We start from the raw sequence: 19,579 nt of genomic DNA, 5'->3' as shown, positions 1-19,579 counted from the left end.
CCGGCGGGTAGGCACACCGGATCACCGGGTCTCGCGGCCGAGCTGCTCGGAGCGCAGCTTGGCGGCCTCGATCGCGTTGAGGAAGGCGGCGCGGACCTTCTGCTCCTCGAGGACCCGGATGGCGGCGATCGTGGTGCCGCCGGGCGACGTCACGGACTCGCGCAGCTCGACGGGGTGCCGTCCGGTGTCCCTGAGCATGAGGGCGCTGCCGGTCATGGTCTGGGTGATCAGCTCCGTCGCGACGTCCCGCGGCAGGCCGAGGAGGATGCCGGCGTCGATCATGGCCTCCGCCAGCAGGAAGAAGTACGCCGGACCGGAGCCCGACAGGGCGGTGACGGCGTCCAGGTCCTCCTCCCGCATCCGGACGACCCGGCCGACCTGGCTCAGGAACCGCTCGGCGAGCAGCAGGTGGTCCTCGTCGGCGTGGGCGCCGGCGCTGATCGCGCTCATCGCCTCGTCGACCAGGACCGGGACGTTCGTCATCACCCGCACGACGGGGATCTCGCCCAGGGCGGCCTCGAACCGCTCGGTGGGCACCCCGGCGGCGACGGTGATGACGGGCTCGCCGGGCCGGATGTGGCCGGCGACCTGGTCGAACAGGCCCTGGAGGCTCTGGGGCTTGACCGCCACGACGACGATGTCCGCCCAGTCCGCCACGGCCGCCGAGTCGGTCGACACCTCGATGCCGAGCCGCTCGGTCAGCGCCGCGGCGCGGTCGTCGTGGCGCACGGTGCCGCGGATCTGGTCTGGCTTGGCCGCCCCGCTGCGAAGCAGCCCGGACAGCAGCGCCTCGCCGAGGCGCCCCAGGCCGAGGATGCCGATGCGCCCCTCGATGACATCGTCGCTCACGCTGACCCTCCTAGGTGATCGGGTTCCGGCCGAGCCCGACCCTCTCACGCCACGCCTGCTCCCGCTCGATGTAGGCGGTGAAGCCGAGGCGGAGCGCGGCGTTGTAGGTCTCGTCCGCGGTGGTCAGCAGGGCCCCCGCGATCCGGTCGACCTCCTCGACGGTGACAGCCGCCACCGGGACCACGCCGACCAGGACGATGTCGCCGGAGTCGTACACGCAGAAGCGGAGGACGTAGCTGCGCTGGTTGCGCGCGAGCAGCAGCCCGTACAGCCGCTCGGCGTTCTCGTCGGGCGCCCGCATGAAGTGCGATTCGACGATCAGCGTGCGGTCCCCCACGCTCAGGTACATCCCGATCGTGCGCTTGTTCTCCCCCGCGAGCACGGTCACCCAGGCGTCGTCGCCGACCTGCTCGACCTCGAGGCCCTCCTGGGCCTCCAGCCACCGCCGCACCGCGTCGGCGGCCTGTGCGCGCTCGGTCGCCATCGCCTAGGCGCAGGCCCCGCGCGCCACGGGGGCGCGGTCGGCCCCGTGCGCTGCCGACCGCCCGCGGGCGAGGACGTCGTCGTAGACCTCGAGGGTCTTGTCGACCGTCGCCTGCCAGGTGAACGACCGAGCTCGGCGCTGGCCGCGCGCAGCAGCAGCGGCGGCCAGGTCGGGGTCGGACAGGTAGGGCCGCACCGCCCCGGCGAACGCCTTCGGGTCGTGGTCGGCGACGAGCGTGCCGCCGCCCTCGACCCCCTCGACCCGGCCGAGCACGTGCCGGAGCCCCCCGACGTCCGTGGCCACCACCGGCGTCCCGCAGGCCTGGGCCTCCAGGGCGACGAGGCCGAAGCTCTCGGAGTGGCTCGGCATCAGCACCACGTCGGCGGCGCGGTACAGCGCCGCCAGGTCCTCGTGACCGCGTGGGCTGAGGAACCCGACCCGGTCTGCGACCCCGAGCTCCGCGGCCAGCGCCAGCAGCCCGGGCGGGTCGACGACGCCGTGGCCGTTCCCGCTCGGCCCGCCCACCAGCACCAGCCGGAGCGGCGGGTCGTCCGGGGCGGCGTCCCTCGTGAGGGCCGCGAGCGTCCGCACCGCGGTGTCGGGTCCCTTCAGCGGCTGCAGCCGCCCGACGAACAGGAGGACCTTCGCGTCCCGCTCGGGGTTGAGCAGGTCAGGCGCCCACGCCCGGTCGGCGCGGGGGTTGAACACCGACAGGTCGACGCCCGGCTCGACGACGTGCACGTCGACCGCACCCATCTCGCGGCGCAGGAACGCGCTCTCGTGCGGGGTCGGGGCGATGATCGCGTCGGCGTCGGTCGCGATGCGGCTCTCCGCCGCCAGCCGCAGCGGCGGCTCGGGGGTGTCGCCGGGTGCCAGCGATGCGTTCTTCTGGCGGGCCAGGGTGTGGAAGGTCTGCACCAGCGGCGTGCCGAGCTTGCGCCGCGCCCGGGCACCGACCCACCCGCTCATCCAGTAGTGGCCGTGGAACACGTCGACCTGCGCGGCGGCCGGGTGGGCGGCGAGGCCCAGGTAGAAGGCGCAGAGGTGGCTCGCGAGCGCCGACTTGGGGGCGCTCGCCGGCCCCGCATCGATGTGGTGCACCCGCAGGCCGTCGGCGACCGTGACGGTCGCGGGCACGTCCGCCGAGGGTCGGCGCGTGAAGACGTCGACGGCGATGCCGCGGTCCGCGAGACCGCGGGCGGTGTGGTCGACGTAGACGTTCAACCCCCCGGCGTCACCGGTGCCGGCCTGCGCCAGGGGTGAGGTGTGCACCGCGATGAGCCCGACGCGCCGGGTGCTCCCCTGGGTGGTGGTCATCGTGTCCTGGGTGTCCTCGTCGGGTGGCACGCGGGGCGTGCGGCGGGTCGTGACCCGGCCAGGGTAGTCGCCGGGGGCACGCGACCCACCCTCCCCCCACCCGCGCGCGGCCGAACGCCCCGGAACGCGACCCCGACGCCCTGGACGCGACAGAGCCCCCGCGGGGGCGGGGGCTCTGGAGGGGCTGGCGTGGACCACGTCCTCTGCCACGGGGCATCGGGCGGAGGGGGTCGCGGGGACGCCGCCCCGGTGGCGGTCGACCAAGCGGAGTCGATCAGGCGGAGCGGCGCACACCGATGCGCCGGACGGCGCCCTCAGCGGCCTCCTGGCCCTGCTCGACGGCCTTGCGGATGCTGGTGACCGCGCCCTTGACCTGGCTGCGGGCGGTCTCGGTCTGGTCGAGGGCCCGCTTGGTCTGCGGTGCGTTGGCGATGGAGTCGATGAGCTTGCGTCCGCGCGCGGCGTAGACGTCGAGCTCCTTGCGGGCGGCTTCGTAGCCGTGGGTCCACTCGGCCTGCAGCTTCGTGGGGGCGTCCTTCACCAGCGCCTGCGCGCGGATGGGGGCCTCCTTGACGAAGGCCTGCGCGCGCTCGGCGCGGGCCTTGCGCTGCGCCTCGAGGCGCTTGGGGAGGGTCCGGGCGGTCTCGACCGCCAGGTCGCCGGCGCCGATGGTGGCGTACGCCGAGTTGGTGACGAGCGCGCGGACGTCGAACTCGTGGCGACCGGCGGTGGACGGTGCGGTCGACGTCGTGGTGGGCGCCTTGCGGGCGGTGGTCACCTTCTTCGCGCTGGTCTTGGCAGTGCTGGTCTTGCGAGCGCTGGTCTTGCGAGCGGTGGTCGTGGTCTTCGTGGTGGCCATGGCTGGTCTCCTCGTGGTCGCGGGGGTGGGGGGTCTGGATGGCTGGTCTTGGATGGTCAGGGGGCAGGCGGACCGCTGGAGGGCGGAGCACGGTACGACGCCCACCCCCTGACCAGGTCTGGGGGTCTGCGGGGATCTATCCGGTGGCGGCGGGGCCGCCCTCCGGGTCCGGCGTGGCCGGCAGCGCGGGCTCGCCGATGAACGATCGGTAGATCTCGAGCAGCGCCCGCCGCTGGCGCTCGGTCAGGTCCGGATCCGCCATGATCGCGGTGGTGACGTCGGTCTCCCGCTCCTCGAGGAAGCCGGCCTTCACGTACAGCGTCTCGGCGCTGATCCGGAGGGCCTTCGCGATGGACTGCAGGATCTCGGCGGAGGGCTTGCGCAGCCCGCGCTCGATCTGGGACAGGTACGGGTTGGAGACGCCGGCGCGCTTGGCCAGGTTCCGGCCCGACAGCCGCGCGTGCTCCCGCTGCTCGCGGATGAACGCGCCCAGCTCGCGGACGCGCCGGTCCGCCTCGGTCGTGGCATCCCGCACCGTCGACTCGGCGGCACCCGTCACGTCGGAGACGGTGTGGCTCGCCGCGTGCAGCACCTTCTTCGCATCCACCACGGCGGTCACCTCCTCCCCTGACGCTTCTGCTTGCCTCGTTGACATCTATGCTAACAGCTGCAAGCACTGTTTGCAAGAGCAAGCACCGGCGGCGTGCACCGCCCGGCGGCTACGCCAGGCCGAACGCCTCAGTGGTGACGGCCGCCACGTCGGGCGTGGCGACCACCTCGCCCTGCGGCCGTCCACCGCCGAGCACGGGCGTCCGCAGGACCTCGGTCGGCACGACGGCCCCGAGGGCGTGGCACACCGCCGCGGCGAGGGGCCCGGCCGCGCGCTCCGCGCCGTCCAGCACCTTGACCGCGATGCCGAGCGGTCCGTGAGCCGGGTGGGTGAACCCGCAGGCCATGATCCCCTCCGCTCCCCGCTTGGCGACGACACGGGTGTCGCTCAGCATCATGGCGGTGTCAGCCGTCCCCTCCCCGCCGATCAGGTGCGGGTGGGCCGTCATCGCCGCCCGCACCGCGCGGAGGTCGTCGTCACGTCCCTCCTCCAGCCGGGCGAACCCGCGCGCCAGGCCGCTGAGCGAGCACCGCCACGCCGGTGCGCCGCACCCGTCGACGCCCGGGCCGACCAACGCCTCGCCGATGACCTGCCCGACCCGCGCGGCGATCCGCTGCTGCAGATCGCTGTCTGGGTCGAGGTAGCTGCCCGCCGGTTCCCCCGCCGCCGTGTGCGCCCACAGGAAGGCGGCGTGCTTGCCGGAGCAGTTGTGGGACAGCGTGGTCGGCGCGTCGAGGTCCGAGCGGACCGCGGCGTCCTCGGGCCACGCGGCCGGGCAGCGGAGCGCCGACTCGTCCAGGCCGGCCTCCGCCAGCAGCCCGGCCGCCTCGACCTGGTGGTCGTCGGCGCCCCTGTGGCTGGCGCAGGCGATGGCCAGCTGCCGGACGTCCGGCGTCGCCCCGTGCTCGCCCAGCTGCGCCCGGACGGCGAGGGCCTGCAGGGGCTTGAGCGCAGAGCGGGGGTAGACGACCGAACCGCCGTCGCCGAGGACCTCGACCGGGGGGCCGTCGGCGGGGGCGACCACGACGTGCGCGGAGTGCACCGACTCGACGACGCCGCCGCGGGTCACGATCACGGCCGGCCGGCCCGCGGATGCCGGCACCGGCTAGCGCTGACCCGGTGGGACGACCTCGTCGATCGAGGCGACGCCGTCGCGGTAGCGGACGACGAGCTCCTCCTGCAGCCGATCCAGGTGGTCGAGGACCGTCCGCCGCAGCGACGAGATCGACGACTCCTCGTCGGTCAGGCGCGTCACGACCGCGGCGAGCTCCTCGTCGTCGAGATCGGGGAGGCGGCTGAGCGGCACGTCGTCCAGGACGGTGTCGCCGGGGCGCCGACCCGTCGGCCCGGATGGCGTGAAGATCTGGGCGTCGCCCACCGAGCGGACCGGCCCCCCGCGGGGCTGGTCGGCGAGGATCTCGCCGAGCGTCGTCACGAGCGAATCCGACCCGCCGCCGTCGCGCCGCTCGAGCTCGGCCTTCACCACGTCGAGCTGGCCGTGCAGCAGCCGTCGGGCGTAGCTGAGGCGGGCCTCCTCCTCGCGGCACTCGTCGCGCATCGCGCGGATGTCGCCGACCGCCCGGTCCGCGAGGCCCTCCAGGTAGGTGTCGCTCGTGACGCGGTCGATGCGTCGGCGGTGCGGGGTCTCGTCGGCCATGGCGGCCCGGAGTCTACCGGCAGAGGGCGGCGGCCAGCGGGTAGGGGTTGACGGGTCCGCCGTCGGCGGGGTGGAACTGCCAGTGCAGGTGGGGCGGGGTGGCGATCGCGTTGCCGCTGTTGCCGTTGGCGCCGATCAGCTGCCCCGCCTGCACGCTCTGGCCGTCGACGACGTACGCCGCCGAGAGGTGCGCGTGGTAGTAGCGGTTGCCGAGGGCGTCGACCGTGTCGATCGACAGGCCCCCGAGCGCGTTGTTGAAGACGCGCCGGACGTAGCCGTCGGCGGCCGCGTAGATCGGTGCGCCGTAGGCGGCGAACATGTCCACGCCCTTGTGGCTGCGCCCGCCCGACCGCGGGAACCCCCAGGAGTCGATGAACCCGTTGGGCTGCCCCAGCGGGCACGCCATCTCCTGGGTCCCGCCGTTGATCGTCGCGATCACGGTGCCGGCGGCGGTCGTCCCGCCGACGACGCCCACGCCGGCTGCGGACAGGGCCGCCTCCGCGGCCAGGCGGGCCTCCGCGTCCGCCTCGGCGTCGGCCAGGGCGTCCTCGGCCGCCGCGACCTCGGCCTGGGCCTGCTCGAGCGCCTGGGTGAACGTCGCGCTCAGGTCCTCCACGTCCCGCATCGACGCCGCCGTGCCGCCGGCGATGTCGCGCTGGTTGCCGATGTCGGCCAGCACCTCCCGGCCGGCTTGGGCGACCGACCGGACCGTGGCGGACCGGTTCGCGGCCACCCGCTCCATCACGGCGCTCGCGTGGAGGGCGCTGCCGACGTCGGGCGACAGGAGGAACGCGCCCGAGACGCGGACGAGGTCCAGGCCGGGTTGCATGTAGGCGGCACGGACCTGCTCGGCGTGCGCCGCCTGGGCCTCCCGGACGGCCTCCTCCGCGTCGGCGACCCGGTCGTCCGCGCCGGCGAGCTCGTCAGCCAGCCGCTCGGCGTGGCCGCGGGCGGTCTCGAAGGTGGCCGCCAGGTCGTCCAGGCGGCGCGAGGCCTCCGCGGCCCGCGCGTGGGCGGCGTCCAACGTGGACCGCGCCGCCTGCACGTCGGGGTCCGATTCGACCTGGACGGCGAGCTCGGGGGTCCCGGCCGGGTCGGTGTCCGGACCGCCGGTGGCCGCGGGCACCGCGGCGGGGTGGGCGAGCAGCACGAGGGCGCTGGCGACCACGGCGGTCACCAGCGGTCGACGCCGGTGGGGGAAGGTGCGCAGCTCGGACGCTCGGGGGTCGGTCGGGGACGGGGGCGGGTTCTGATCGACCGCCACATCATGCGCCTGAGCTGTCGCTCCGTCACGGACCGCCTGCAGCGCGTGCGCTCAGGGCATCCGGGGCTTGGGGTCGAGCGACGCGAACCGGGCGCGGTCCTGGGCGATCTGGTCGAGCGCGGCGTCCCGGCTGCGGAAGCCGTCGACGGTGACGGCCTTGCCCTCGAGGTCCTTGTACACGCTGAAGAAGTGCTGGACCTCCTTCAGGACGTGGCCCGGCAGGTCGTGGAGGTCGTGGACCTCCGCCCAGCGGGGGTCGGCGTCGGCCACGGTGATGATCTTCGCGTCCCAGCCCTTGTCGTCGGTCATGTCGAACACGCCGACCACGCGGGCGGTGATCGTGCACCCGGGGAACGTCGGGTCGCCGAGCAGCACCAGCGCGTCGAGGGGGTCGTCGTCGCCGGACCAGGTGTCGGGGATGAAGCCGTAGTCGCCCGGGTAGTGCACCGCGGAGTAGAGCATCCGGTCCAGGCGGAACGCGCCCGTCTCGTGGTCCCACTCGTACTTGTTGCGGGACCCCTTGGGGATCTCGACGTACACCTCGACGGTCACGTTGGCCTCCACCTCGACGCTCTGAGAGCCTGACGCCGGTGGAGCCTACGGCGGCTCCCCGCGACCTGCCCGCTGCAGAGGAAGGGACACCGACGTGCACATCGAGGTGGGCGACACCGCCCCCGACTTCACCCTGCCCGACGCCGAGGGCCGCGAGGTCACCCTGTCCGACCTCCGCGGCCAGCCGGTGCTCGTCTACTTCTACCCGAAGGACGAGACCCCGGGCTGCACCACCCAGGCGGAGGGGATCCGGGACGCCTGGGACGACTTCACCGAGCGGGGCGTCGCGGTCCTCGGGATCTCCCCCGACGACCAGGCGTCCCACGCGGCGTTCTGCGCCAACCACGACCTGCCCCACACCCTCCTCTCCGACGTCGACCACGCGGTCATGGAGACCTACGGCGCGTGGGGCGAGAAGACCCTGTACGGCCGCACCTCCGTCGGGGTGATCCGCTCGAGCGTGCTCATCGCCGCCGACGGGACGGTCGCCAAGGTGTGGAAGCGCGCGCAGGCGAAGACCCACGCCGCGCAGGCGCTGAAGGCCATCGACCAGATGCGGGGCAGCTGACCGCTACGCTCGGCGGCGTGGAGGCGGATCCCGTCGGGGACGATCAGCGCGTCGCGCAGGACCTGCAGCAGCGCCGCGCGGCCGCGAGCGCGTGGCTGGAGGACGTCACCGGGGGCATGCCGACCCGGCTGCCGTTCCTCGACCAGGCCCACGGCCTCTTCCAGCGGGGCGGCGGCAACCCGGCGGTCCTGGTCGTCGAGCTCGACGGCCTCCGCGACGTCCAGACCGTGCTCGGCGACGAGCACGCCCAGACCGTCGTCGCCGAGGTGGGACGCCGGTTGCGCGAGGCGGTCGGCGACTGGCCGGTCGGCACCCTCGGCGAGGAGCGCTTCTGCGTCGCCATGATGGCCAGGCCGTTCATGCCCGCCCACCACCTCGGCCGGACGCTGCGCGCCGCGATCGCCCGGCCGATGGACGTCGACGGGGTCGGCCTCCGCCTCTCGTCGTCGGTCGGGGTGGCCCAGGGCGAGCCGGACGCCGCCGTGCTGCTCCGGCGGGCCATCAGCGCGGCCACCGACGCCTCGCGGCACAGCACCGGCCTCGAGCTGCACCAGACCGAGGACCCCGGGACCGTCCGCCGCCGGCTGATGGTCGCCGCCGCCCTGTCCGAGGCGCTCGAGGACCCGGCGGGCCACACGCTGCGAGCGGCGTTCCAGCCGATCGTCGACCCCGACGGGACGATGGTGAAGGCCGAGGCGCTGGTCCGCTGGGACGACCCGCGGATGGGGGTGGTGTCGCCGGCGGAGTTCGTGCCCCTGGCCGAGCAGACCGGCCTGGTCGACCCGATGCTCGACATCGTGCTCGGCCAGGCGCTCGCCGCGTGCCGTCGGTGGCAGGACGCCGGCCTGCACGCCGGGGTCGCGGTCAACCTGTCGGCGGTGAACCTGCGCCAGCCGCTGCTCGTCTCGGAGCTGACCGCCGCGCTCGAGCAGAGCGGCCTCGACGCCCGTCACGTCACCCTCGAGGTGACCGAGACCGCGGTCATCGATGACGGGCGCAACGCGATCCGGATCCTCAGCGACCTCCGCGCCGCCGGCTTCGACATCGCCCTCGACGACTTCGGCGTCGGCTACTCCTCCCTCGCCCGCCTGCGGGACCTGCCGGTCTCGACGGTGAAGCTCGACCAGACCTTCGCCCGGACGCTGACGACCGACCGGCGGACCGGGGCGATCGTGAAGGCGACCGTCGACGTGTGCCGCGTCCTCGACATGGTGGTCGTCGCCGAGGGCATCGAGACCCCCGAGCAGGCGGCGGTCGCGACGGGGATCGGCGTCGACCTCATGCAGGGGTACCTGTTCTCCGACGCGCTGGTGCTCGAGGACCTGCTCGCCGGCGACTGGCACCTGCCGCGCGCGTCCCGTCGGTAGGTCGCTGGACCGGTGAGCGCCGCGCCCGACCTCCCCGGCTGGCTGGTCGACGGCCTGCTCGAGCGGCTGCTGACCGACGCGCCCCTCCCGCTCGGGGTCCTCGACCTCGACCTCCGCCACCTGGCCGTCAACCACGCGCTCGCGAGCCTGTACCGCCAGGACCCGGCGGCGGTCGCGGGGCGCACGCCGTCCGAGGTGCTCGGCGACCTCGGCCGCCAGGTCGAGGACCGCTGCCGCGGGGTCCTGCTCCGCGCCCGTGCGTCGGTCGGCCACGTGGTCAGCGGGCGCCCGCGCCTCGCCCCGCCCGCCACGCCGGACGTGCACTGGCAGGTCGATCTGACGCCGCTGCCGCGGGGGTCGGCGGGGATCGGCGCGATCCTCCTCACGGCGACCGACGTGACCGCCCGGACCCGCGCGATGCGGACCCTGAACGACCAGCGGCGCGAGCTCGCGCACCAAGCCGGCCACGACGCGCTGACCGGTCTGGCCAACCGCGCCCACCTGCACGAGGCGCTGGCTGCCGACGTGGCGGCGGGGCGGCCGGTGGTGGTCCACCTGATCGACCTGGACGGCTTCAAGCACATCAACGACGGCCACGGGCACGCCGCCGGCGACCACGTCCTCGCGGTCGTCGGCCGGCGGCTGGCCGCCGCGGTCCGGCCCGCGGACCTGGCGTGCCGCTACGGCGGGGACGAGTTCGTGGTCCGGACGGTGGCAGGCGCTGCCGACGGCCTGGCCGAGCGGCTGGTCGCCACGATCGCCCAGCCGATCGAGTGGGAGGGACGGGAGCTGGCGATCGGCGCGTCGATCGGGGTCGCGGCGCTCGGGCCCGACGACGACGTCGACGCGCTGCTCGGCCGGGCCGACATGGCGATGTACGCGGACAAGCGGACCCGCCCCTGACCCCCCCGGGTGCTCAGGCCCCGGGTTGGGGGAGCCCCTCGCCGACCCGCCGGACGACCGCGACCGGGGCGCCGTCGGCGGTCCGGACCTCCGTGGGCAGGTCGCCGTCGACCAGCCCGAGCAGGGCGAGCGCGATCGACCCGCCCTCCGGGCGGTCGGCGGCGCTGGTGACCTCACCGGGTCGACGGCCCTCGCCGAGGGTGGTGCCCGGTTCCAGCGCCACGTCGCTCGTGACGACCGCGAGCGCCCGGCGCGGACGGCCCAGGTTGTGGATCTTCGCGATCGACTCCTGGCCGGGGTAGCAGCCCTTCCGCAGGTGCACGTGGGTCGGCAGCAACCCGAGCTCCTGGGTCCGACGGCCGGCCGTGACCTCCGACCCCCACCCGGGCACGCCCGCGGTGATCCGCCAGCGCTCGAAGTCCTCCTGGTCGGCTGCGGGCAGGTCGAGCTCGCGGACCCGCTCGACCACCCACGACTCCGGTCCGAGCAGGTCGACGCCGCCGTCGGCGGTGCGCACGACCATCCCCGGTCCGTGCGGCGCCGCGGTCATCGGCTGGCTGCGGGCGCCCGGCGCGTCGACGGGTTCCGGGCCCCGCAGGCTCGCGACGACCCACTCCCCGGTCAGGTCGGCGACCTCCACCTGCATCATGAAGCGGAACCGGTCCAGGCGATCGGCGGTGTCGGCCGCCACCTCGCGCGGCACGACCAGGAGGACGGCCTCGGCGTGGACGACCGCGGTGCCCATCGCCAGCGGATCGCCCTTCGCGTCCAGGTGGAGGAAGTCGGCGACCGTCCCCGGGGTGGCGTCCTCGAGGTGCTGGCTGAGGAGGGAGTGCAGGTAGGTGAGCCGGTCCGGTCCGGTCACCCGGACCACACCGTCGGTGCGGACGTGGACGGCGGTCTGGTCGAGCAGGGGCGTGGGTGACGGCGTGGGTGACATCGCATCCCACGGTACGTGGGGGGTCCATCTCCCGAGCGACCCCGCGGTCGGGGGCGCTACACTGCCCGCACGACTGAAAGGAGGTGGTCCGAGCACAATGAGTTCCAGTCATTGCGTGACCGTCGAGGTGATGCGCCGCTAGGCGTCCTCGGTCCTTCTGCATCCAGGACCGACGACAAGGTCGCCTGATGCGAATCCACGCCCATCACCCGCCCTAGGTCGCGGGACGTGGTCACACCCGCCGAACTCGGCCCCCACGGGCCGACGGCACCAGACCGAACGGTGTGGATGCACGAGTTGAAGCAACACACGCCGCCCGGATCGCCTTGGTCCGGGCGGCGTCTCGTTCCCCGCTCTACGCTGCCGTCGTGGTCGACCGAGGAGGTGGCGCGGTGCAGCTGGTACCTGACGACGCGGTGATCGTCGTGTTCGGCGGCAACGGCGACCTGGCGCGCCGCAAGCTGCTGCCGGCCTTCTGGGACCTCCACCTCGCCGGGCTGATGCCCGAGCGCTGGGTCGTGATCGGGACGTCCCGGTCGGACATGCCCGACGAGCAGTACGGCGACCTGGCCCGGGCCGGCATCGAGGAGTTCGGCCGCGGCGTCGACGACGAGGACGCCTTCGCCGAGTTCGCCAGCCACCTGCGCTACCGCGGCGGCGGCTTCGGCCCCGACGACCCCAGCCGGGTCCGGGACGCGGTGGCGGAGGCGGAGGCCGAGATCGGCGGCGAGCCGACGCGGCTGTTCTACCTCGCCGTCCCGCCGGCCACGTTCGGGCCGATCACCGAGGGCATCGGCACCTGCGGCCTGGACCAGCGCGCCCGCGTCGTGTTCGAGAAGCCGTTCGGCACCGACCCGGACTCCTTCGCCGCCCTGGACGAGACCGTCCGCTCGGTCCTCGCCGAGGAGCAGATCTACCGGATCGACCACTTCCTCGGGAAGGAGGCGCTGCAGAACGTCCTGGCGCTGCGCTTCGCCAACGGGATGTTCGAGCCGGTGTGGAACCGCCAGCACATCGACCACATCCAGATCGACGTGCCCGAGACGATCGGCATCGGGTCCCGCGCGGCGTTCTACGAGGAGACCGGCGCCATGCGGGACATGGTCGTCAGCCACCTCTTCCAGGTCCTCAGCGTCATCGCGCTCGAGCCGCCGGTGTCCCTCGACTCCGACCCGCTCATGGACGAGAAGCGCAAGGTGTTCGAGTCGATGGCGCCTGTCAGCCCCGACGACGTCGTCTACGGCCAGTACCGCTCGTACCGGTCGTCCGAGGGCGTGGCGCCGGACTCCGACACCGAGACCTTCGCCGCCATGAAGGTCGAGATCGACAACTGGCGCTGGTCCGGCGTCCCCATCTACCTGCGGACCGGCAAGGCGATGGCGGAGAAGCGCCAGACCGTCACGCTCGCGTTCAAGCGGCCGCCCCGGCAGATGTTCGTCGGCCGCGGCGTCGACGAGCGGTCCCGCGACCACCTGACCCTCGAGATGGCCGGCGACCAGGGGTTCGCGATCTCGTTCCTCGCCAAGCGGCCGGGACCCCGCCTCGAGCTCGGACCTGCCTCGATGCGCTTCAGCTACGAGGAGTCGTTCTTCTCCCGCGACGGCGGCGACCCCGTCAGCCGCATCGACGCCTACGAGCGCCTGCTCCACGACGCCCTGCTCGGCGACCGCACCCTCTTCACCCGGGCCGACGGCATCGGGCGCACCTGGGAGCTCGTCGAACCGATCCTGCGCCACCGCCCCGAGGTGCACCTGTACCACGACGGCTCGTGGGGCCCCGACGCCGCGGACGCGCTCATCGCCCCCCGCGGCTGGCACCTCCCGGAGGACCATGCCCACTGAGCTCGCTCACGACGACGCCCCCGAGCTGGAGGTGCACCCCGACGCCGCGGCGGTCACCGCACGCGTCTGCGACCTGGTGGTTGGGTGGCTCCGGTCCGCGCTCGACGCGCGCGGCTCCGCCGTGCTCGCCCTGAGCGGGGGCTCGACGCCGGTGCCGCTGTACATCGCCCTGGCCGGGGCGGACGTCGACTGGCCGCGCGTCCACGTGGTCCAGGTCGACGAGCGCCTGGCCCCCGCCGGCGACCCCGCCCGCAACTGGACGGCCATCGCGACCTCGCTGGTCGACCCCACCGGCGCCACGGGCCACCCGATGCCCGTCGAGGCCGCGGACCCCATCGGCGCCGCCGGCGCCTACGCCACCCGGATCGCCGCGCTGGGCGGCCTCGACGTCGCCCACCTGGGGCTCGGCGACGACGGCCACACCGCATCGCTGGTCCCGGGCGACCCCGTCGTCGACTCGACCGCCCGCATCGACCTCTCGGGCGTCTACCGGGGCCACCAGCGGATGACGATGACCGCCCCGGCGATCAACGCGGCCCGGTGGGTCGTGTGGCAGGTGTCCGGGCCGGGCAAGTCCGCGGCGTTGCAGGCCCTCCTGGACGGGCACCCACCCCTCCCCGCCCATCGCATCCGCCGCGACGCGGTCGTCGTCGCCGACGCCGAGGCGGCCCGGTGACGGCGCCGGAGGGCCGGCGGTCGCTGGTGGTGAAGGCCACCCACGCCGCCGACGACCCCGAGCGGGCGAACCTCGCCTGCAACGTCGCCTCGGTCGCGGTGGCGAGCGGGCTCGACGTGCACCTGTTCCTGGCCGTCGAGGGGGTCAGGCTGGCGGTGCCGGGCGTCGCGGAGGGCATCGCGGTGCCGGAGGCGCCGCCGCTGGTGGACCTGCTGTCCGCGGTGTACGCGGCCGGGACGGTGACGGTCTGCACGCCGTGCGCGACCCGTCGCGGGATCGGCCCCGGCGACCTCCGCGACGGCACCGCGATGGGCGGGTCGGCCGGGTTCGTGGAGCTGGCGACGCGCCCGGGCGCGACCGCGCTGGTCTACTGAGCCCTCCACGTGCGGTTGGCGCCGCACACGGACCGACTCCGAGCCGGTTCCGGATCGGGTCCTGCGGGTACACTGCCTCGCCCACGGGGGCGGATGCGCGGGTCGCGGAACGGTTGGGAGGCTCTCGAGACGGATGGTTGACGAGCTCATCGAGCGGGCGGACGTGGGTGTCCAGCCGCTCCTCGCGGTCCTCACGCGGTTCGTCCGCGCGCTGCACGGCGACGAGCCCACCGCGGCCGCGCTCGTGGACCTGTGCCAGGACGTGTCGGCGGTCATCGGTGCGGAGGGCGCCGGCGTGATGATCGCCGACGACGGCGGGGCGCTCCGCGTCGTCGCGGCCTCCGACGAGCGGTTCCGGAGGATCGAGGCCGCGCAGATCGAGGCCGGCGAGGGGCCCTGCATCCACGCCTACTCGACCGCGTCGCCGGTCGTGGCCGACGACGCGGAGGTGGCTGCGAGGTTCCCCGCGTTCGCCCAGCACCTCGGCGTCGTGCCGTTCCGCATGGTCCACGCCGTGCCGCTCCACGCCGACGGTCACACCTTCGGGTCGCTGAACTACTTCTGGGCCGCGCCGGCGGCGCTGGGCGTCGAGCAGCGGGAGGTCGCGACGCTGATGGCCGACCTGGCGGCCGCGTACCTCATGATCGTCCACGACCTCGAGGTGTCCTCGTCGATGGTGACCAACCTCCAGCGCGCGCTGAGCTCGCGGGCGGTCATCGAGCAGGCCAAGGGGGGGCTGGCGATGCTCGAGGGCATCACGCCGGCGGGCGCGTTCGACGCGATCCGCCGGTACGCGCGCGCACACCGGCGACCGGTCGCCGAGGTCGCGGAGGACCTGATCGAGGGGCGGCTGCCGGTCGGCGACGTCCTCGGCTGAGGCGCGTCCTCAGACCAGCACGGGGTCCGAGGCGGTCATCATCCCGGTGCGGGCCGGCCACGCCGAGCTGCGCCCGTCCACGCAGGCCAGGTGGTCCATGAGGCGGAGGCGGGCCCGCTGCAGCGCGGTGACGCCGGCGGCCGGGACCGATGGCCGCCTGGCCGCCAGCCAGTCGGCGGTCACGCGCTGCCCGGGCATCAGGTAGCGGTACACGGGGACCTGCTCGCCCGGACGCTCGAGCGCCTGGTCCACGGCGCGCCCGAGGAGGTCGTGGTCGTCGTGGGTGCCCGCACCCGTGGCCGGGGCGATCACGAGGTCGTGGCCGATGGCGAGGGACCGGAGGTCGGCGATCAACTCGGCCTCTGCGGGTCGGTCCCGTCGACCGCGGTGCACCGCCTCGACCGGCCCCGCCAGGTGGCCGTGGACGTCCTCCAGGGCGGCCCAGCGCCGCGGGTCGCTCGGCGCGACGTCCTCGTACTGGCTGACGACCGTGATGCGCCACCCCGCCGAGGAGAGGGCGTGCAGGCCCACCCCGAAGCCGACCGCGGCATCACCGGGGTGAGCGGCCAGCACCAGCGCGGACCGGGGCGGGAGACCCCACTCGAGGGGCGGGGGACCGGGCAGGACACCGAAGACCTCGTCGACGGTCGGGGCAGCGGAGATGACGGTCCGGTGGCCGTTCGTGGCGTCGAGCATGACGCGCCTCCAAGCGATGGCGTTCGGCCCCGGACGTGGCGTGGGAGGGAGGCGGGGTTCGGGCCGGTCGCAGGTGGCGCCGGAGGGCCAGGGGCGGATGCCCCGTCACCTCCACACTCGCCGAGCCCGGGCCGGTCCGCAAGGTCCAACCGGCCCGACGGTCAGAGGATCGGCTTGCCGCCGGTCACCGCGAGGCGGGCACCCGAGACGTAGCTGGCCTGGTCGTCGGCCAGCAGGACGTAGGCGGGCGCCACCTCCGCGGGCTGCCCCGGACGGCCGAGCGGCACGTCCTCGCCGAAGGTCTCGACCTGCTCGGCCGGCATCGTCGAGGGGATCAGCGGCGTCCAGATCGGCCCTGGCGCCACGCTGTTCACGCGGATGCCGCGCTCGGCCAGCATCTGGGCGAAGCTGGCCGCCAGGTTGGCGATCGCCGCCTTGGTGGCGGCGTAGGGGGCGAGGGTGGGTCGCGGCATGTCGGAGTTCACCGACGTGCTCGCGATGATCGACGAGCCGGACGGCATGTGGGGGACGGCGGCCTTGCACAGGTGGAACATCGCGGAGAGGTTCACGGCCAGGGTGTGGTCCCACTCCTCGTCCGGGATATCCTCGAGGGATTCCCGGGTCATCTGGTACGCCGCGTTCGGGACGAGGACGTCGACGCGCCCGAACTCCTCGACGGCGCGGTCGACGATCGCGCGGCAGTGCGCCGGATCGGCCAGGTCCCCGTCGACCAGCACGGCCCTGCGGCCGGCCTCCTCCACCCAGCGCGCGGTGTCCCGGGCGTCCTCGTGCTCGTCGAGGTAGCTGATCAGGACGTCGGCGCCCTCGCGCGCGAAGGCGATGGCCACGGCCTTCCCGATGCCGCTGTCCCCGCCGGTGATCACCGCGGCCTTGCCCTCGAGCCGGCCGGACCCCCGGTAGCTCTCCTCCCCGTGGTCCGGTCGCGGGGTCATCGCGGTCTCGGTGCCGGGGGGTCGTTGGGTCTGGGGCCCGGGCATGGCGTGCTCCTGTGGTCGGGGACCCCCCTGCCCTTCCCGCGTCCGCCGCCGGTGCGAACCGGCCGATCAGGCGCGCTGCGCGACCTGGCTGGCGGTGCCGCGCGCACGCGCGACCAGCTCGGCCAGGGCGGTCGCGTCGGGCACTCCTGAGACGCGCCCCCACAGCGTCCCGTCGGCCCCGACCACGAGGGTGGTCGGTGCGCGCAGAACGCGATGGCGCCGTGCGAGGTCGACGGCATCGGCGACGTCGAGCGCCACCACCGACACGTCGGCGTGCTCGGTCGCGACCTCGTCGAGGACCGCACGCGCGGTGGCGCAGGCGGCACAGGACGGCGCGGTGAGCTCCACCAGCACCAGCGGCGTGGTCGGCTGCACGACCGCGACGACGTCGGCCGCCTCGCCGGGGGGCCTCGCGCCCGACGACGCCGTGGCGCGGGTCGGGCGCACGCGGCCGTCCCACGCCGTGCGGGCAGCTGCGAGGACCGTGGCCAGCGCGACCACGGCGACGAGGACGAGGAGCCGGTCCACGGGCTACCGGGTCACCAGGCGGACGCCGACCGCGTGGACCTCGCAGGCGACGCAGATGCCGGTCGCGGCGAGCAGGCCGGACAGCCCGACCACGACGAGGACCAGGCCCCACCCGACCGCCGTCGCGCCGGCGAGGAGCGCGACCAGGCCGGCACCGCTGACGAGCAGCCCCATCAGCTGGGCGAAGCGGGGCCCCGTCGCCGGTTCGGTCGCCGGCGGCGGTCCGAGGTCGAGGCGGCGCACCGCGAGGCGGAACAGGGCCCCGTAGGGGGACCAGCGCAGCCCCGCCAGTGCCGAGACGGCGAAGACCGCGACCTGGACGGCCACGAGGGCGGGCGCGTCGAGCAGGAACGCGGTCGACAGGACCACGGCCGTGATCGCAGCGGAGGCCCTCGGGCCGCGCACGTCGATCTCGGCGTCGCTCCGGTCGGTGGGAGTGGGTGTGTGGTCCGTGCTCACCGCTCAGGTCCTTCGAGGTGGATGCCGCACTCGGTCTTCGACTGCCCCGCCCAGCGGCCGGAGCGGGGGTCCTCCCCGGGCGCCACCGCGCGGGTGCACGGGGCGCAGCCGATCGAGGAGAAGCCGCGCTCGGCCAGGGGGTGGGGCGGCAGGCCGTGCAGCCGGCGGTGGCCGGCGACGTCGGCGGCGGTCCAGGTGGCCAGCGGCGCCACCTTGAGCAGCACCCGGCCGCCCGTGGTGGCCGTCGTCACGATCGGCGTGCCGGCCCGCTCGGCGGTCTGGGACCGGCGGACCCCCGTCGCCCACCCGTCGTAGCCGGCCAGCGCGTCGTCGAGCGGCGCGACCTTCCGCAGCGCGCAGCAGGCGTCGGGGTCGCGCAGGTACAGCCCCGCGCCGTGCTCGCGGGCCTGCTGCTCGACGGTCAGCGCGGGGGTGACGTCGATGACGGCGCGGAGGCCCAGCAGGTCCGCGAGCTGGTGGCGGTAGGCCAGTGACTCGGCGAAGTGGAAGCCGGTCTCGAGGAACAGCACCGGGATGTCCGGGTCCACCTCGGCGACCAGGCTGAGCAGGACCGCGGCGTCCGCCCCGAAGCTCGAGGTGATGCAGAACCGGGGGATGGCGGTCGCGGCCCAGCGCAGGACGTCGGTCGCCGGCGCGCCCTCGAGCTCGATCGCGGCGGCGCGCACGTCGGCATCGGTCGGCAGCTCGAGCGCGGTGCTCACCACGTCAGCACCCCTTGGGCGTCGGCGATCCGGTCGGTGATGTCCGCGTCGTCGACGACCTGGACGCCGGGCAGCAGCTCGTCGGGTCCGATGCCGTGCCGGGCGAGGGCGTCGTCGTGGACGAGCACCTCGATGCCGCTCTCGAGCAGCGCCCGCAGGTCGTGGGACGGGGCGGCGGGTGGGAACGCCGCGCCGGCGATCGTCCGCGGCGGCACCTCGGCCGCCGCCACCGCCAGGCGGACCGCGTCAGTGAGCAGGACGACGGTCAGGTCGACGTCCTGGGTGACCGCGTATGCGTTGGCCTCGAGGGACGGCTCGGACCCGCGGGGCGCCCCGGGGGCGTGGCGGATCAGGCTGACGAGCCTGCGGGGCATCAGGCGCACACCCCCACGCTGAGCACCAGGTCCGCCTCGCGGACGATGCCCCAGAGGTCGTGGTGGTCGCCGGCGATCACACCCCGCACCTGGTCGCGCGCGACGCCGAGGGCTTCGGCGGCCGGGTCCTCCACGATCCAGGTGAGGGGTCCGCCGTGCACCCCGGCGCGGATCAGCCCCTCGACCGCGGCGGCGACCGGGTGGCTGCCCGCGGAGAGCACCGCTGCCTCGTCGTGGGCGAAGACGCGGACCGCGACGCCGCGCTCGACGAGGCGTTCCACCAGGCCCAGCGCCGTCGTGGTCTGCTCGGTGGCGCCGGACTGGTTCAGGATGAGGGCGACGGTGCGGATCACGGTCAGAGCCAGATCGTCTTGTCGGTGGCGTCGACGAGGAGGTCGCCGACCGCGGCCAGGTCCGTGGGGCTGATGCCGTCGGCGATCGCGGTCGTCGGCAGCCCGCGACGCCGCAGCGCCGCGGTGTCGACCAGGACCGTCGCGCCCGCGTCGATCGCGGCCGTGACCCGCCCGTGGGAGGGGTGCGACGGCCGGGCGAGATCCGCCGCGCGGTCGAGCAGGACGGCCGTCACGTCCTCGCGCGCCGCGAGGCGGCCGGCCAGGACGAGCGGCCAGCAGTCCCCCGCGGACAGCAGGACGGTGGTGGCCAC

At 74.6% G+C, this 19,579-nt stretch carries 25 protein-coding genes; 7 read left to right on the top strand and 18 right to left on the bottom strand.

Annotated elements, in window-relative coordinates; all coding sequences use genetic code 11:
• Positions 1-21: 21 nt before the first annotated feature.
• The 9 genes from proC to ACEQ2X_RS23555 all read right to left on the bottom strand — a co-directional run bounded on the left by proC (position 22) and on the right by ACEQ2X_RS23555 (position 7,592).
• A complete protein-coding gene (gene proC / locus ACEQ2X_RS23595) occupies positions 22-849 on the bottom strand; it encodes a pyrroline-5-carboxylate reductase (RefSeq protein WP_370328338.1) in 828 nt (275 codons plus the stop codon).
• Positions 850-859: 10 nt separating this feature from the next.
• A complete protein-coding gene (locus ACEQ2X_RS23590) occupies positions 860-1,333 on the bottom strand; it encodes a YbjN domain-containing protein (RefSeq protein ID WP_370328337.1) in 474 nt (157 codons plus the stop codon).
• A 3-nt stretch (positions 1,334-1,336) separates the two neighbouring features.
• A complete protein-coding gene (locus ACEQ2X_RS23585) occupies positions 1,337-2,650 on the bottom strand; it encodes a glycosyltransferase (RefSeq protein WP_370328336.1) in 1,314 nt (437 codons plus the stop codon).
• 274 nt (positions 2,651-2,924) lie between these two features.
• Positions 2,925-3,509, bottom strand: coding sequence for a hypothetical protein (locus ACEQ2X_RS23580; RefSeq protein ID WP_370328335.1), 585 nt, complete (start codon positions 3,507-3,509; stop codon positions 2,925-2,927).
• Between the two features lie 136 nt (positions 3,510-3,645).
• The gene (locus ACEQ2X_RS23575; protein ID WP_370328334.1) at positions 3,646-4,128 is read right to left on the bottom strand and encodes a helix-turn-helix domain-containing protein; all 483 of its coding nucleotides are present in this window, start codon (positions 4,126-4,128) and stop codon (positions 3,646-3,648) included.
• Between the two features lie 100 nt (positions 4,129-4,228).
• Entirely contained in the window at positions 4,229-5,221 is a 993-nt protein-coding gene (locus ACEQ2X_RS23570) for an asparaginase (RefSeq protein WP_370328333.1), read from the bottom strand.
• Between the two features lie 3 nt (positions 5,222-5,224).
• Positions 5,225-5,776 carry an aerial mycelium formation protein gene (locus tag ACEQ2X_RS23565; protein WP_370328332.1) on the bottom strand — a complete coding sequence of 184 codons (552 nt, stop codon included), beginning with the start codon at positions 5,774-5,776 and terminating at the stop codon, positions 5,225-5,227.
• A gap of 13 nt (positions 5,777-5,789) precedes the next feature.
• The gene (locus ACEQ2X_RS23560) at positions 5,790-7,040 is read right to left on the bottom strand and encodes a M23 family metallopeptidase (RefSeq protein ID WP_370328331.1); all 1,251 of its coding nucleotides are present in this window, start codon (positions 7,038-7,040) and stop codon (positions 5,790-5,792) included.
• 51 nt (positions 7,041-7,091) lie between these two features.
• Entirely contained in the window at positions 7,092-7,592 is a 501-nt protein-coding gene (locus ACEQ2X_RS23555; protein ID WP_370328330.1) for an inorganic diphosphatase, read from the bottom strand.
• A 94-nt stretch (positions 7,593-7,686) separates the two neighbouring features.
• On the opposite strand from ACEQ2X_RS23555, the gene bcp reads away from it, so the two are divergent.
• From bcp to ACEQ2X_RS23540, 3 genes are read left to right on the top strand one after another with little or no spacing between them, the layout of a single operon-like run.
• Positions 7,687-8,160: a thioredoxin-dependent thiol peroxidase gene (bcp, locus tag ACEQ2X_RS23550; RefSeq protein ID WP_370328329.1), complete on the top strand. Its 474-nt coding sequence runs from the start codon at positions 7,687-7,689 to the stop codon at positions 8,158-8,160.
• Between the two features lie 17 nt (positions 8,161-8,177).
• The gene (locus ACEQ2X_RS23545; protein ID WP_370328328.1) at positions 8,178-9,527 is read left to right on the top strand and encodes a putative bifunctional diguanylate cyclase/phosphodiesterase; all 1,350 of its coding nucleotides are present in this window, start codon (positions 8,178-8,180) and stop codon (positions 9,525-9,527) included.
• 12 nt (positions 9,528-9,539) lie between these two features.
• Positions 9,540-10,430, top strand: coding sequence for a diguanylate cyclase domain-containing protein (locus ACEQ2X_RS23540; protein ID WP_370328327.1), 891 nt, complete (start codon positions 9,540-9,542; stop codon positions 10,428-10,430).
• Positions 10,431-10,443: 13 nt separating this feature from the next.
• On the opposite strand, the gene ACEQ2X_RS23535 is transcribed toward ACEQ2X_RS23540, so the two are convergent.
• On the bottom strand, positions 10,444-11,370 hold the full coding sequence (locus tag ACEQ2X_RS23535) for a folate-binding protein YgfZ (protein ID WP_370328326.1): 927 nt from the start codon (positions 11,368-11,370) through the stop codon (positions 10,444-10,446).
• Positions 11,371-11,762: 392 nt separating this feature from the next.
• Here ACEQ2X_RS23535 and zwf point away from each other — a divergent pair, with 392 nt between their 5' ends.
• The 4 genes from zwf (at position 11,763) to ACEQ2X_RS23515 (ending at position 15,138) form a co-directional block, all read left to right on the top strand.
• Complete coding sequence (gene zwf, locus ACEQ2X_RS23530; protein WP_370328325.1) at positions 11,763-13,211, top strand: glucose-6-phosphate dehydrogenase; 1,449 nt, start codon at positions 11,763-11,765, stop codon at positions 13,209-13,211.
• Positions 13,201-13,887 (top strand): 6-phosphogluconolactonase, encoded by a 687-nt coding sequence (gene pgl / locus ACEQ2X_RS23525; RefSeq protein ID WP_370328324.1) that lies wholly within the window; start codon positions 13,201-13,203, stop codon positions 13,885-13,887. Before zwf ends, pgl begins: the two co-directional genes overlap by 11 nt.
• A complete protein-coding gene (locus ACEQ2X_RS23520) occupies positions 13,884-14,261 on the top strand; it encodes a DsrE family protein (RefSeq protein WP_370328323.1) in 378 nt (125 codons plus the stop codon). Before pgl ends, ACEQ2X_RS23520 begins: the two co-directional genes overlap by 4 nt.
• Before the next feature lie 133 nt (positions 14,262-14,394).
• Positions 14,395-15,138, top strand: a complete 744-nt coding sequence (locus ACEQ2X_RS23515; RefSeq protein ID WP_370328322.1) for a GAF and ANTAR domain-containing protein — start codon at positions 14,395-14,397, stop codon at positions 15,136-15,138.
• A 9-nt stretch (positions 15,139-15,147) separates the two neighbouring features.
• On the opposite strand, the gene ACEQ2X_RS23510 is transcribed toward ACEQ2X_RS23515, so the two are convergent.
• The 8 genes from ACEQ2X_RS23510 to ACEQ2X_RS23475 form a co-directional block, all read right to left on the bottom strand.
• Positions 15,148-15,834 carry a hypothetical protein gene (locus ACEQ2X_RS23510; protein WP_370328321.1) on the bottom strand — a complete coding sequence of 229 codons (687 nt, stop codon included), beginning with the start codon at positions 15,832-15,834 and terminating at the stop codon, positions 15,148-15,150.
• A 161-nt stretch (positions 15,835-15,995) separates the two neighbouring features.
• The gene (locus tag ACEQ2X_RS23505) at positions 15,996-16,832 is read right to left on the bottom strand and encodes an SDR family oxidoreductase (protein ID WP_370328320.1); all 837 of its coding nucleotides are present in this window, start codon (positions 16,830-16,832) and stop codon (positions 15,996-15,998) included.
• A 66-nt stretch (positions 16,833-16,898) separates the two neighbouring features.
• Positions 16,899-17,360, bottom strand: a complete 462-nt coding sequence (locus ACEQ2X_RS23500; protein WP_370328319.1) for a thioredoxin family protein — start codon at positions 17,358-17,360, stop codon at positions 16,899-16,901.
• A gap of 3 nt (positions 17,361-17,363) precedes the next feature.
• Positions 17,364-17,819, bottom strand: a complete 456-nt coding sequence (locus ACEQ2X_RS23495; protein WP_370328318.1) for a DUF4395 domain-containing protein — start codon at positions 17,817-17,819, stop codon at positions 17,364-17,366.
• Positions 17,816-18,541 (bottom strand): phosphoadenylyl-sulfate reductase, encoded by a 726-nt coding sequence (locus ACEQ2X_RS23490; RefSeq protein ID WP_370328317.1) that lies wholly within the window; start codon positions 18,539-18,541, stop codon positions 17,816-17,818. Before ACEQ2X_RS23490 ends, ACEQ2X_RS23495 begins: the two co-directional genes overlap by 4 nt.
• Entirely contained in the window at positions 18,538-18,915 is a 378-nt protein-coding gene (locus ACEQ2X_RS23485) for a DsrE family protein (protein ID WP_370328316.1), read from the bottom strand. Before ACEQ2X_RS23485 ends, ACEQ2X_RS23490 begins: the two co-directional genes overlap by 4 nt.
• On the bottom strand, positions 18,915-19,268 hold the full coding sequence (locus tag ACEQ2X_RS23480; protein ID WP_370328315.1) for a hypothetical protein: 354 nt from the start codon (positions 19,266-19,268) through the stop codon (positions 18,915-18,917). Before ACEQ2X_RS23480 ends, ACEQ2X_RS23485 begins: the two co-directional genes overlap by 1 nt.
• A 2-nt stretch (positions 19,269-19,270) precedes the next feature.
• Positions 19,271-19,579, bottom strand: coding sequence for a hypothetical protein (locus ACEQ2X_RS23475; RefSeq protein WP_370328314.1), 309 nt, complete (start codon positions 19,577-19,579; stop codon positions 19,271-19,273).

Origin of the sequence: Euzebya sp. (genome assembly GCF_964222135.1) — a bacterium.
In the GTDB taxonomy this organism is placed as follows: Bacteria; Actinomycetota; Nitriliruptoria; order Euzebyales; family Euzebyaceae; genus Euzebya.
This window is presented reverse-complemented; position numbering and strand designations above follow the sequence as displayed.